Here is a 13278-nt window from a genome sequence, read left to right as displayed (position 1 = left end):
TTAAACGAGCCATTTTCTCGCCCGACTCACACTCTCGACTATTTGCTTGACATCGGCTGTTGCGCTTCGCTATGTTCCCTTGGTAGAAAGACACCGCCCGCAACGCATCGACCAGCGGGCTTCCATACCAAGAAGCGAGGAGACGCAATGACTGTTTCGCACAGGTTGTCGTTCAAGCTGGTATCCGTCTGTATCGCCGCGAGCGCGGCGTTCACCCTTGCCGCCGCGCACGCGGCCGATCCGGTCACGATCAATATCGTCGACGTGGCCGGCGATCTTCAACTCACGCAGAAGGGCTTCGAGGCGTTCAAGGCGAAGAATCCGAATCTCGTCGCGAACATCACGTTCACGAACGCGCCTGCGCCGCAATTGCCCGGCAAGATCAAGGCGATGCAGGCCGCGGGCCGCTCCGACATCGACCTCGTTTTGACCGGCACCGACGCGCTCGCGGCCGGCATCGAACAGAACCTGTGGATCAAGCTGCTGCCCGACAACGCGGCGCAGTTCCCCGGCGTGCTCGACAAGTACGCGCCGGGCCCGCGCAAGATGCAGGATCTCGCGCAAGGCTACGGGCTCGAGGTCGCGTATATGCCAGCTGGTCCGCTGCTCGAATACAACCCGGCCAAGGTCAGCGATCCGCCGAAGACACCCGAGCAACTGCTGCAATGGTGCAAGGCCCACCCCGACAAGCTGATCTACGCGCGGCCGGCCAATTCCGGTCCTGGCCGCACGTTCCTGATGGGCTTGCCCTACGTGCTCGGCGACAAGGACCCGCAGGACCCCGTGCACGGCTGGGACAAGACGTGGGCGTTCCTGAAGCAGTTGAACGACTGCATACCGTACTATCCGGGCGGTACCTCGGCGGTGATGAAGGAACTGGGCGAAGGCACGCGCGACATGACCGTGACCGTGACCGGCTGGGACATCAATCCGCGCGTGCTCGGCATCGTGCCGGCCGAATTCCGCGTACAGCCGTTCGACAACATGACGTGGGTCAACGACGCGCACTACATGGTGGTCCCGAAGGGCGTGCCGAAGGAAAAGCTCGACGTGCTGTACAAGATGATGAACTTCATGCTGGAGCCCGCGCAGCAGGCGCTGACCTACGACGACGGCTACTTCTATCCTGGCCCCGCGATCAAGGGCGTCTCCGTCGAGCAGGCGCCCGCGCATAGCCAGGAGGTGCTGCAAAAGTATGGCCGGCCCGAATACGCGAAGTTGTTGGCCGATCGTCCGCATGCTTTGCCGCTGAATGCAGCAGCGATGGTCGCCGCCTTCAGGAAGTGGGATAGCGACATCGGCGCGCAGAAGACCCGTTAGGCCTTCTCCATTGCGACGGAAAACGAGGCGAAACGCAGCGCGGCGTGAGGTACCGCGGCGCTGCATGTTTTCAGCGATCACGCGCCTCGGCTTAACTGCCTGATGCGCCGCGCCCACCGCACGCGCGGCACTCGCTACATCCGTCGCCTCACGCGGACCAGGAAACCGCCATGAAGCATCACTTTGAGCAGTTGCGGCTCGATTCGGTGAGCCGCAGTTTCACCAACGCGCAAGGCCACGCGATCGCCGCGCTGCAGGGTCTCGATCTGACGATCCGGCGCGGCGAGTTCATCGCGCTGCTGGGGCCGTCGGGTTGTGGCAAATCGACGGCGCTGAACTGCATCGCCGGGTTGCAGCCGCTCACCGGCGGCGGCATCTGGCTCGACGAGCGGCGCATCGACGTGCTGCCGCCGGAAAAGCGCGGCTTCGGCATGGTGTTCCAGAACTACGCGCTGTTCCCGCATATGAGCGTGCTGGAGAACGTCGGCTTCGGGCTGAAAATGCGCGGCGTCGGCAGAAGCGAGATCGCGCGCCGCGCACGCGAGGCCTTGAAACTGGTGCAACTGACCGGGCATGAGCACAAGCTGCCCGGCCAATTGTCCGGTGGCCAGCAGCAGCGTGTCGCGATCGCGCGTGCGATCGTGATCGAGCCGCCGCTGATCCTGATGGACGAGCCGCTGTCGAATCTCGATACGAAGCTGCGCATCGAAATGCGCGCGGAAATTCGCCGCATCCATACGCAGCTCGAACGCGCGACGCTGTACGTGACGCATGATCAGGACGAAGCGCTGTCGATGGCCGATCGCATCGTCGTGATGAGGGAGGGCGTCGTGCAGCAGGTCGCGAGGCCGAAGGAGGTCTATACGCGGCCGCGCAATCTGCATGTCGCGCGCTTCATGGGTTATCGCAATGTCGCCGAGTTCACGCTGGAGGGCATGCAAGGCGATGGCGTCGTGGTCAGTGCTAACGGCGTGCGGCTCATCGGCACGCCGATGGCCGGGTTCGACGGCAAACGCGTGAGTGTCGCGCTGCGCCCCGAAGACATGGAGCGCGCCGAGCCCGGCGCCGACAACGCGTTCGAGGCGCTGATCGACGCGGTCGAGTACGGCGGCCACGATTCGCTGCTGCGCGTGAAGACCGCGTTCGGCGACGTGTGGGCGCGCGTGACCGGTGAATGCGCGGAGGGCGAGCGCATCACGCTGCGCGTGCGGCCGTCGTGCGTGCTCGTCTACGACGCCGAGGCCGCATGAACACGCCGACGCTTGTCCCCCCGCTTACGTCCCGCGCGCCGCGCGATGCCAAGGCCTGGCTCGTCGCGCCCGCGCTGCTCTTTATCGTCGCGCTGTTCATCTATCCGTTCGCGTATGGTCTCGCGCTGTCGTTCCGGCCGATGAACGGCGGCGGCGTGTGGACCAACTATCTGACGTTCTTCACCGACACGTCGATGTGGCCGACGATTCTCGTTACGCTGAAGCTGTCGGTGCCGGCCACGCTGATCAACGTCGGCGTGTCGGTGCCAGTCGCGTTCGCGCTGCGCCGCTACTCGCGGTATCAGAAGATCGTCACGACGCTGTTGGTGATCCCGGTGACGCTCGGCACCGTGCTGATCGCCGACGGCATGCTCACGTACTTCGGTCCGCACGGCTGGCTGCCGCAGGCGTTGCAGGCGCTGCATCTGTACACCCAAGAGGTGCGGCTCACGCACAACTTCACGGGCGTGTTGCTGTCGCTGATCGTGTCGGGCTTTCCGTTCGCGTTTCTGCTGACGCTGTCGTACGTGACCGGCATCGACCCGACGCTCGCAAGCGCGGCCGCGACGCTCGGCGCGAGTCCGTGGCAGCAGTTTCGCCGCATCTATCTGCCGCTGCTCGTGCCGGGGCTCACGATGGCCGCGTGTCTGTCGTTCGTGCAGGCGTTCTCGGTGTTTCCGTCGGCGGTGCTGCTCGGCGCGCCCGCGGGTCCGACGCGCGTGATGTCGATTGCCGCGGCCGAAGCCGCGTTCGAGAGCTACGACTATTCGCTCGCATCGGCGATCGCGATGGTGATGGGCTTCGTGCAACTGCTGGTGGTCGCCGCGCTGCTCGGCGCGCGCCGCTGGTTCTATCGTGGTCCAGTAACGGGAGGCAAAGGCTGATGACGACCGATCGTCGCGCGACGCAGCCCGACTGGTCCGCGTCCACCTCCGCTTCCGCGGCGCCTCAGCCGGGGGACGGCGCCCGCGAGCCAGCGCAACATGCGCGTCAGCGCGCGAATCTGCCGGGCCGCATCTGGCAGGTGCTGGTGTGGGCCGTGATGGCGTTCTTCCTGATCAACGTCGTGCTGCTGATTGCGACCGTCGCGGTGAATTCGATCGCGACGCGCTGGTTCGGCACCGCGTTGCCGCAAGGCTTCACGTTGCACTGGTATGCGCAGGCGTGGAGCGACTTCCAACTCGCGAGCGTGCTGTGGGTGACCGTGCAGGTGGTCGGCGCGGTCGTGCTGCTGTCGGTGCTGCTGGGCGTGCCGGCTGCGTATGCGCTCGCGCGCGCGCAATTCCGCGGCAAGCGCCTTGCGATGCTGATCTTTCTGCTGCCGTTGATGGTGCCGCCCGTCACCTACGGCATTCCGATGGCGACCGCGATGTACAAGGTCGGACTCGCCGGGACGCTATGGGGCGTGATTCTTGCGAATCTCGTACCGGCGCTGCCGTTCGTGATTCTGGTGATGACGCCGTTCATCGAGCAGATCGATCCGAATCTCGAAGCGGCCGCGCGCATTTTCGGCGCGAACACGTTCCGCTATTTCCGTTACGTGCTGCTGCCGCTGCTCGTGCCGGGCATGCTGGCGGCGGGGCTGCTCGTGCTGGTGCGCACGATCGGCATGTTCGAGCTGACGTTTTTTACGGCCGGTCCGGCCACGCAAACGCTGGTGGTCGCGTTGTACTACGCTGTGTTTTCGACCGGCGTGCGCGCGCCGCAATCGATCGATGCGATGGCGATGATCTATATGGCGATCACGTTGGTCTGGGTGCTGATCGCACTACAATTCGTGAGCCCGACGCAGATCGTGTCCCGCGTGAAAGAACAGAGGCGCTGACGCATGGTCGGCGCCAATCGTGGAGTAGACGTTGACGAATAGAAAGACCCCCGAGGAATTGCGTAGTCATCGCTGGTACGGCGCGAATGATTTGCGTTCGTTCGGCCACCGCTCGCGCACCGCGCAGATGGGCTACAACCGCGACGAATACGCGGGCAAGCCGGTCATCGCGATTCTGAACACGTGGAGCGAGATCAATCCGTGCCACACGCATTTCAAGCAGCGCGTCGAGGAAGTGAAACGCGGCATCTGGCAGGCCGGCGGCTTTCCGATCGAGCTGCCTGTGCAGACGCTGTCCGAGCCGTTCCAGAAGCCCACCACGATGCTGTACCGCAATTTCCTCGCAATGGAAGCCGAGGAGATGCTGCGCTCGTATCCCGCCGACGGCGTCGTGTTGATGGGCGGCTGCGACAAGACCACGCCCGCTTTGTTGATGGGCGCGATCTCGATGGATCTGCCCGCCATCTTTCTGCCTGCCGGCCCGATGCTGCGCGGCAACTGGAACGGCGTGACGCTCGGCTCGGGGTCCGACTCGTGGCGCTACTGGGCCGAACTGCGCGCGGGCACGCTGACGCCGGACGACTGGCAGGGCGTCGAGGGTGGCATCGCGCGCTCGCCCGGTCACTGCATGACGATGGGCACCGCATCGACGATGACGAGCGCGGCCGAAGCGCTGGGCTTCACGCTGCCCGGCTTCGCGTCGATTCCCGCGCCCGATTCGCGGCATGCGCAGATGGCCGCGAAAACCGGCATGCGTATCGTCGAGATGGTGTGGGAGGATCTGAAGCCGTCGGACCTGATCACGGCGGCATCGGTCGATAACGCGGTGACGACTTGTGTCGCGCTGTCCGGGTCGACCAATTCGGTCGTGCATATGATCGCGCTTGCACGGCGCGCGGGCATCGAGTTGACGCTCGACCGCTTCGACGAGATCGCGCGCCGCACGCCCGTGCTCGCGAACATCAGACCGACCGGCGCCTATCTGATGGAGGACTTTTTCTACGCGGGCGGTTTGCGCGGGCTGCTCGCGGAACTGGGCGAACTGATCGACGGCTCGCAGAAAACCGTGAACGGCCGCACGCTCGGCGAGAACCTTGCCGGCGCGCGCATTTTCAACGACGACGTGATCCGCCGCCGCACGAATCCGCTACTGCGCGACAGCAGCCTCGCGGTGCTGCGCGGCAATCTCGCGCCCGACGGCGCCGTGATCAAGCCGGGCGCGGCCGAGCCGCATCTGCTCGTGCATACGGGCCGTGCGGTCGTGTTCAGCGACTACGACGACATGGCCGCGCGCATCGACGACGACGCACTCGACATCGACGAAAGCTGCGTGCTCGTGCTGCAGCACGCGGGGCCGGTCGGCGCGGGCATGCCCGAATGGGGTCAACTGCCGATTCCGCGCAAGCTGCTGCAAAAAGGCGTGCGCGACATGGTGCGCATCTCTGACGCGCGGATGAGCGGCACGAGCTATGGCGCGTGCGTGCTGCACGCGGCGCCCGAGGCATTCGTCGGTGGGCCGCTGGCGTTGGTGCGAAGCGGCGATCTGATCGAGCTCGATGTGCCGCGCCGCAGGCTGAATCTGCTGGTATCGGACGAAGAACTCGCGCGCCGCAAGGCCTCGTGGGTCAAACCCGCTGCGCGCTTCGAGCGCGGCTATGGCGCCCTGCATCAGGCGCACGTGTTGCAGGCGGATCAAGGCTGCGATTTCGACTTCCTGCAGCGCGGCGGCGTGAGTCCCGATAGCTCGGGCGAGCCGGAGATTCACTGAGGTTCAATACCCCACGCGATACACGCGCCCCGTCTGCGCCCCTTCCACACTGCGCAGATAAGCAAGCGCCGCGCGTTGCGCGCTGACGGGCTCGAAGCCGCGAAAGAACGGCGCGTAAGCTTCCATCGACTCGGTCAGCACGGTCGGACTCACCACGTTGATGCGCAGCCCGCGCGGCAGTTCGATCGCGGCGCCGCGCACGAAGCCCTCGAGCGCGAGATTGACGGTCGTCGCGCTCGCTCCCTGCGGGATCGGCTCGTCGCCCAGAATGCCGCTCGTCAGCGTGAACGATCCGCCGTCGTTCACATACGGCAGCGCCGCGAATACGACGTTGATCTGGCCCATCAGCTTGTCGCGCAGCCCGACCCAGAACTGCTCGATGCTCATCTGCTCCAGCGGACCGAAATGCACCTTGCCGGTCGCGGTAACGACGCCGTCCACCTTGCCGATGTCGCGAAACAGCCGCTCGACGCTCGCCGGTTCCGTGCTATCGACCTGATATTGCCCGCGCGTCGCGCCCACCTCGATCACTTCGTGACGCGCCTTCAGCTCCGCGCGGATCGCCTGGCCCAGCGTGCCCGTGGCACCGATGACGACGATTCTTTTCATCCGCAACTCCGTTAAACGAACCCACGTTAAACCAAGCAAAGCACGCACCAGAATAAAACAGTGCGTGCTGCGTGATTGCCTGATAAATCGGAATAAACCCGGTAATTCAAACGCGCGCGTATAAAGGGATGATACGCGCGCGCCTATTTCACCCGATGTAATTCGATTACGCGCGCAGGCCGCAAATGATTGAGCGCATAGTGAATGCGGCCACGATCGTGGCGCTGTCCGACCGGACGCGGGTCGTCGTACTGATGGTCGGCCGAGTAGACGTCGAGCGGCTCGGCCATGCCCTTGTCGATCACCGAGTAGCCCGGCTCGAGCGCGAGCAGCAGGTGGTTGCCGCCGACCCTGCTGTCGAAGCCGGCCATGCCATCGAGCGACTCGGGCACGCTGTTGTCGAGCGTCGCATTGCTGGTCGTGACCGCATCGGGCGAGATCGCGCCGTGGCCCGCCAGACGGGCCGCTTCGCGGTTCTTGCCGTCGGTGTCGACCGTGCTGTCGTGCGTGCGGTCGTTGTGCAGGTCCGTGCTTCGTGGGTCCTTCGGGTCCGGTTTCGTACCGGCGTTTTCGGGTTTGCTGATCGCGCTGTTCATCGTGCATTCTCCTGAAGCGGACATTCGAAGAAAAGAGCAAAAGCCGTTCCGACTGACACGGCGCCGCGGTGCGCGAGAGTCGCGATGCGTTATCCGCCATCCTTCGATGCGAGTGGCGTTGCCTCGCGATTGAATGGCGATGACGTCCGCGATTCATTTCGTTTTTTTTAATGGACGCGTATTTTCTACAGAGTATGATCTTACTCCTGCGACCGACGCGCGGATAAATTGGCAGCATGCTCCGGCTGTTCCAGCATGGTCGGAAAAACTAACAAACAAATGGCCGCGCGACTGAGAAAATGTTACGGGGCTTCAGGGGCGGGTGACTCATGCACTTCGATGCTGCATTCACACATCGCGGCTATCTTTTGAATTGCGAACCGGCGCGCTCGGGCGACGGCTCCTGGCAACCGTATGTGGTGATCTCGCGCTCGAGCGACGGCGAACTGGTCGCTAACCGTTTCTTCCCCACGGAACTGCGCTTCTCCGACGAAGCCGCTGCCATCGCGCACGCGCGCGATTGGGCAGTGCGCTGGATCGACGCGAGTAGTCTGACTATCTGAAGTCAGGGAACGATGCGTGCGTGCCAGCGCACGTCGACGCAATGAATCCGAGCCGACCCGCGCGCTGCCGGGCGGGCACCGTTAAAACGCGGTAATCTCTGCTCGATAACCACTTCGAACCGTGCACGCCGCACGGCGCCGTCCCTTATGCCCAACGAGCCTTCCCATAACTGGGGCCTTGAACAGATCGTCGCCGACCTGCGCGCCTCGCGCGAGCAATTGCATCGCACGCGGCATCCACTCGGCATTCGCGAATTGCCATCGCGCGAAGCGGTGGTCAATATCGTGGCCGGTCTGCGCGCCGCGATGTTTCCGACGCATTACGGCGCGCCCGATCTAACCGACGAAACGGTCGACTACTACGTCGGCCACACGCTCGAAAGCACGTTGCGGCTGCTCGCCGAACAGATTCGCCGCGCGCTGCGCTTCCTGCCCGAGTTCGGCGAGACGCCGGACGCCGAGTTGCGGGAGCGCGCGTTCGCGGTGGCGCGCGAGTTCGCGACGCAGCTGGCGGGCATACGCGCGCTGCTCGTCAGCGACATCCAGGCTGCGTACACCGGCGACCCGGCCGCGCAGCACATCACCGAAATCCTGCTGTGCTATCCGGGCGTGTGGGCGATGACGCATCATCGGCTCGCGCATGCGCTGCATCGGCTCGGCGTGCCGCTGCTGGCGCGCTTCATCAACGAGATCGCGCACTCGGCGACCGGCATCGACATTCACCCGGGCGCGACGATCGGGCCGAGCTTCTTCATCGATCACGGCACCGGCGTGGTGATCGGCGAGACAGCGATCATCGGCGAGCGCGTGCGCGTGTACCAGGCGGTCACGCTCGGCGCGAAGAGCTTCGCGGCCGATGAGGACGGCACGCTGATCAAGGGCAACGCCCGGCATCCGATCGTCGAGGACGATGTCGTGATCTACGCGGGCGCGACGATTCTCGGACGCGTGACGATCGGGCGCGGGTCGGTGATCGGCGGCAACGTGTGGCTCACGCATAGCGTGCCGCCGGGCAGCAGCGTATCGCAAGGCAAGGTCCGCGAAGGAGAGCGCACCGACAACGGACGGCAATGATGCACGGCTAGCCGCCGCGCCAGCACGCCGGGCCGATTGCATCGCTGCGCCTAGCCGATCGGCCAATGGCGCAACCACGGCAACGCATGCATGCCATGCAGCCACACATGCTCGCCGATAAGCCACGCGGCCGCCCAGGACGCCGCGACGACGATCAGATCGCAGTGCCCGCTATTCCATAGATTCAACGAATGTCGCCCGGCGATCCACGGCACGCCGAGCGGATTCGGCCAGTCGGCGAGCAGATGCATCAGGCCGCCGCACGCGAAGCCGAACGCGGGCGCCGCGTAGATCGAATGTCCGAGCATGTGATACGACACCGCGAGCAGCGCGAGCCAGCCGATGCCCCAATGCGTCAACGTGCGATGCGTGATCCACAGCCGCCGCGCGCGCGACCACCATGCGACTTCGAGCCAGTCCGGCGCGGTGCTGCCGGCCACGCCGGCGATGAAGCTCAGCAGCACGCCAGCATGAAACGGACCGCCGCCGCTGCGCGCGACGATCGCCGCCGCGATGATGCCGGCTGCGAAACCGGTCGCATGATGCGCTTTGCTGGATGCCATCGAAACTCGCGGCACACGTGCCGCGCGAAAAACAAAGGGCGGCTATGTTCGCAGATGGGCGCGTAAAAAAATAGCCGATGCGCGAGATAAAAATTCGCGCACCGGCCTTCCGTGCATGACGCGCACGGCGTTCAAGCGCGCCGCGCCGCTCAGGTCGCGCAGCGCGCGATATCGAAGCGCATCTCCTCTTCGGGCGGATCGTCGGGCGCATTGGCCGGATGCACGACCTTGATGACCGTGTTGCCGTTGAGCGGGGTCAGCGTGACGAAGTACGAGTTGTGCGAATCGGCACCGACCGCAAGTTCGGTCGCCGCGCCGGCGTGCGAGGTGCGCACGCGCGGCAGACGTTCTTCGAGGCAGGCGGCGATGGACGCAGGCGTGCGTGACGACGACACGTACACGAGCGGTGCGGACGCATCGCGCGCGGGGCCGCCCGATGAACCGCAAGCGGCGAGGGTGGCGGTGAGGGCGACAGCTGGGGCAAGCAGGAGAAGTCTTTTCATGATCCGATCGTCGGCATTCCCGGTCATGCATGGGAAGGTGAGGCGCGGGCGAAGCGCGATGCGCTGACGTACAGCGCGATGCTTCGCGACGAAGCTGCCGTGCAGGCGGCGCGGTTTCGCGGCGTCGCACGGCGGCCGGGGCAGTATACCGAGCATGTGTCGACGTCGTCACTAGCGCGGCCATGCGTTTATTGGTCTGACGGCAAACCGTAAGGCCCATGAAAATACCCGAACGTGATCGTGTCGCGTGGCTTCGACCGCGCCACGCGGGGATAGCCGCGCGGCGCAATGCCTGCATGAAAAGCGTGGTGAGAAGCGCCGTCAGAAGCGATGCCGCAGACCGACTGCCGCGGCGACCTGGTTGCCGGTCGACGACGGCGCCAGCGTATTGATCGCCGCGACGTTCGCGCCGAACTCGCCGAGTTCGCCCGATGCATGCTGGTACACGCCTTCGAGGTACACGTCGGTGCGCTTGCTCAGTGAGTCATCGCCCTGCAGCGACACGGTGTGCCAGTTCGGATCGCCCGAGCCGGTCGAACCACTCATCTTGCCGCCGGTGAACGTGTATGACGCGGCGACGCGCAATGCCGGCGTCAGCGCATAACGGCCGTTCACTTCGTAGTTGTCCAGATGCAGGTTGGCGCCCGCGATGCCCGGCAGCGTCGCGCCGCCGACGTTCACGCCGGTGATGCCGTCAAGTTGCGTGTGCGTGTAGACGAAGCCCGCGGTAGCCGGCCCGTACGAATAGTTGATGCCTGCGCCGAACGTGCGTTGCAGACCGGCCGCGATCGCCGCGGTGCCGTCGTCTTGCGACACGGCGCCGTTCAGGTTGGAGCTGCCCGAGTTGTTCAACTGCAGATAAGCGGCGGCGAAGCTCAACGGACCGTTGTCGTACGAAGCGCCCGCGCTCCATGCGCGATTGTTCGCGAACTGGCCGGCCGCGTTGCTGAAACCGTACAGGCCGCCGAACTTCAGGCCCGCGTAGTTCGCGCTCGAGTACATGACGGCGTTCTTGATCGAGAAGGTGCTAGCCAGGTTGTCGTTATCAAACGGGTGGGCCGCTAGATTGTTTCGCATGCAGACCGCCGCCGAGGTCCTCGCTGCCGCAAAGACCAAAGTAGGTGTTCGACAGCGAGCCGCTGCCCTGCTGCCAGTTGCTGTGACCGAACTGGTTGTTCGAGTAGACGAGGCCCGCGTCGAGCGAGCCGTACAATGTGACGCTGCTTTGCGCGTGGGCGGCGAATCGGCATTCCAGCGAAAGTTGCTGCTTGCGCCCCGTTGACTGTCGATTCGCAGCGAAGTGTAATTGCCGCTATGCGGATATTTAATTGCGCGCCTTACAACGGTTTATTTTCGAATCCGGGATTATGTGAATTAATCGCGTAAGTGCAGGTCCGCAAAAGGAAATTGTTTTTAACGATGAATGGCGGGACGCGCTGTCAAGTCACGGGCTGTTGTCGGGCGGTAACGGCTCAAGGCCTCGCGGTGAGCACGAGGGGAAAGCGGACGAGGCCGTTTGCGCTGATTCCCACGGTTTTGCGCAATGCAGTCTTTCGAAGAAAGCTTTAAATCGAGGGTGGATGCCACTTATAATTTTGATAGACCCCTCGACCAAAGGGTGTCTTTTTCATTTTTACACGCGGCTTTCGGGCCGCGTTTTTTTATCTGACATTTAAAGCGGATTTATAAATCGTCGCGTAGGTAAATATAACTTTTTGCGCGTTGAGCGGCGGCGCCGTTTCGAACGCGCCTTGTCCGTTCGTCAGAGCGAGCCGGGCCAAGCGGCTGGGCAGGTAGAATCGCGGGTTCGAAATCTGTTTGTGCGCCCCGCGAAGTGAGTGAACCTGTGATGACCGACACGCCCTTTCCCTCGACCGACACGAATGCCGAGTTCCTCGGACCGGACGACAGCGTGCATGAAGAACGTCTGTGGCGCGACAACGGCTGGACCGCGCGCATCATCAAGAACGAAGACGACGAAGGCTGGGCCGTCGAAATGATTAAGGACGGCGAGGCGGAGCCTGCGCTCGTCGGACCGTGGACGATGGGCCGCAACAAGAAGGATCCGAAGCCGCTCGACGTATCGGCGTTCAACACGCTCGTGAAAACCGCGGCGGAAGTGCTGCGTCGTCACGAGCAGCAGCTGCGCGCGCAACTGCACAAGACGGTGCGCGTGCCGAGCGCGGACGGCAACGACGAACTCGACATCACGCTCGACATCGTCCCCGACGAAGACGAGCCGTACGCACTGTTGAGCGCGCTCGATATTTTCGGCGAGCAGATCGCGCAAGTGCAGGTTGCGCCGACGTTCAAGCTCAGCAAGGCGAGCGCCGCGGCGTGGGTGGCAAACGAGTTTCGTCGGCCGGGGTAAGTGGCGGTTGTAGGCGCGGTTGCGTCGTGATCGGATCCGCTGGTCGCTGACACTGCCGGCGATCATGGTGCAGTTGGCAGAGCGGCGCTGCTATTTCCATGGCCACTCGAACTGGCTCGTGGTCGAAGATATCGACGATCGTGGCGAAACGGTCGAATACGACGTCTCGCCAAACCCTAGCTGCGCTTGCAGAAAATCGCCGTGATGAGCGGCGCGACGTGATGCACGATCGCCGTGCTGCCGGCGTTTTCAAGCGCGCTTTTAACATTGTCGTCGCTGCCGAACACGACCGCGCCATACGCGGACTGGGCGACCGGTTCGCCGTCGCCGACCCGGAACATCGGGTCGTCCTTTTCGAAGCCCACCACCGCGAATACGCGGAAACCGAACGCGGTCAGATGCGCATCGGGCATCGGCGAGAACGCGTTGATCGAGTTGCTTTCGACGTGACTTGGCTTCGGTTTGATCAGCTGCTGCTGCATCAGATCGGCAATGAACTGGTGGCCGCTCTCATTGCATGTCAGCGGCGCGTCGAGCTCCACGGCGAACGAGGAAAGGGGCAGCGCGGCGGCGGCGGCAAACAGCAGAGGGACAAGGAGACGGTTCATGAGCGTAGGCGGGCGTCAACAGTCGATGTCGTGGATTAGCAACCACTGCGCCATCCCCCGGAGGGCACGGGCGGTGCTGCACATCGAACAGATTCCGCGTGACTGGCACAACTGGATTCGCACTGTACAGCGATTCGGTGAATTCCGCTTTGTGACGGACACACGAACGGCATTTGCAAATTGCAGAGAAACGTATGACATAACAGCAAGCTTTCAGAATCCCGTATA

Annotated in this window: 13 protein-coding genes and 1 pseudogene; 8 read left to right on the top strand and 6 right to left on the bottom strand. The window is 63.9% G+C overall.

Going from position 1 to position 13278, the window contains the following annotated elements:
• Positions 1 to 147 precede the first annotated feature (147 nt).
• The 5 genes from OKW29_RS15475 (at position 148) to araD (ending at position 6163) form a co-directional block, all read left to right on the top strand.
• Entirely contained in the window at positions 148 to 1320 is a 1173-nt protein-coding gene (locus OKW29_RS15475; protein ID WP_429291656.1) for an extracellular solute-binding protein, read from the top strand.
• 170 nt (positions 1321 to 1490) lie between these two features.
• On the top strand, positions 1491 to 2570 hold the full coding sequence (locus tag OKW29_RS15470; protein WP_184024807.1) for an ABC transporter ATP-binding protein: 1080 nt from the start codon (positions 1491 to 1493) through the stop codon (positions 2568 to 2570).
• Positions 2567 to 3454, top strand: a complete 888-nt coding sequence (locus tag OKW29_RS15465; RefSeq protein WP_429291655.1) for an ABC transporter permease — start codon at positions 2567 to 2569, stop codon at positions 3452 to 3454. Before OKW29_RS15470 ends, OKW29_RS15465 begins: the two co-directional genes overlap by 4 nt.
• Positions 3454 to 4395 carry an ABC transporter permease gene (locus OKW29_RS15460; protein ID WP_429291654.1) on the top strand — a complete coding sequence of 314 codons (942 nt, stop codon included), beginning with the start codon at positions 3454 to 3456 and terminating at the stop codon, positions 4393 to 4395. The genes OKW29_RS15465 and OKW29_RS15460 overlap by 1 nt, the downstream gene beginning before the upstream one ends.
• A 31-nt stretch (positions 4396 to 4426) precedes the next feature.
• Complete coding sequence (gene araD / locus OKW29_RS15455) at positions 4427 to 6163, top strand: L-arabinonate dehydratase (RefSeq protein WP_429291653.1); 1737 nt, start codon at positions 4427 to 4429, stop codon at positions 6161 to 6163.
• 3 nt (positions 6164 to 6166) lie between these two features.
• On the opposite strand, the gene OKW29_RS15450 is transcribed toward araD, so the two are convergent.
• Positions 6167 to 6772 carry a short chain dehydrogenase gene (locus OKW29_RS15450; protein WP_429291652.1) on the bottom strand — a complete coding sequence of 202 codons (606 nt, stop codon included), beginning with the start codon at positions 6770 to 6772 and terminating at the stop codon, positions 6167 to 6169.
• Between the two features lie 143 nt (positions 6773 to 6915).
• Positions 6916 to 7368: a DUF3005 domain-containing protein gene (locus OKW29_RS15445; RefSeq protein ID WP_184024819.1), complete on the bottom strand. Its 453-nt coding sequence runs from the start codon at positions 7366 to 7368 to the stop codon at positions 6916 to 6918.
• A 329-nt stretch (positions 7369 to 7697) separates the two neighbouring features.
• Here OKW29_RS15445 and OKW29_RS15440 point away from each other — a divergent pair, with 329 nt between their 5' ends.
• Together OKW29_RS15440 and epsC are read left to right on the top strand one after the other, a co-directional pair.
• Positions 7698 to 7931 (top strand): hypothetical protein, encoded by a 234-nt coding sequence (locus OKW29_RS15440; protein ID WP_013092363.1) that lies wholly within the window; start codon positions 7698 to 7700, stop codon positions 7929 to 7931.
• A gap of 147 nt (positions 7932 to 8078) precedes the next feature.
• Positions 8079 to 9005, top strand: a complete 927-nt coding sequence (gene epsC, locus OKW29_RS15435) for a serine O-acetyltransferase EpsC (protein WP_090807303.1) — start codon at positions 8079 to 8081, stop codon at positions 9003 to 9005.
• A gap of 50 nt (positions 9006 to 9055) precedes the next feature.
• On the opposite strand, the gene OKW29_RS15430 is transcribed toward epsC, so the two are convergent.
• From OKW29_RS15430 to OKW29_RS15420, 3 genes and pseudogenes are all read right to left on the bottom strand, one after another.
• A complete protein-coding gene (locus OKW29_RS15430; RefSeq protein WP_429291651.1) occupies positions 9056 to 9568 on the bottom strand; it encodes a metal-dependent hydrolase in 513 nt (170 codons plus the stop codon).
• Positions 9569 to 9717: 149 nt separating this feature from the next.
• Complete coding sequence (locus OKW29_RS15425; RefSeq protein ID WP_429291650.1) at positions 9718 to 10227, bottom strand: hypothetical protein; 510 nt, start codon at positions 10225 to 10227, stop codon at positions 9718 to 9720.
• Between the two features lie 165 nt (positions 10228 to 10392).
• Positions 10393 to 11326: pseudogene (locus tag OKW29_RS15420) on the bottom strand (porin).
• Between the two features lie 594 nt (positions 11327 to 11920).
• Here OKW29_RS15420 and OKW29_RS15415 point away from each other — a divergent pair.
• A complete protein-coding gene (locus OKW29_RS15415) occupies positions 11921 to 12442 on the top strand; it encodes a hypothetical protein (protein ID WP_184024828.1) in 522 nt (173 codons plus the stop codon).
• Between the two features lie 176 nt (positions 12443 to 12618).
• Here the strand turns inward: OKW29_RS15415 and OKW29_RS15410 are convergent, their stop codons facing one another.
• Positions 12619 to 13050: a hypothetical protein gene (locus OKW29_RS15410; RefSeq protein ID WP_187631301.1), complete on the bottom strand. Its 432-nt coding sequence runs from the start codon at positions 13048 to 13050 to the stop codon at positions 12619 to 12621.
• Positions 13051 to 13278 lie beyond the last annotated feature (228 nt).

Source organism: Paraburkholderia sp. CI3, assembly GCF_050436505.1.
Taxonomy (GTDB): Bacteria; Pseudomonadota; Gammaproteobacteria; order Burkholderiales; family Burkholderiaceae; genus Paraburkholderia; species Paraburkholderia tuberum.
Note: the sequence above shows the minus strand (reverse complement) of the source record. Positions and strands in the feature narration are given on the sequence as shown.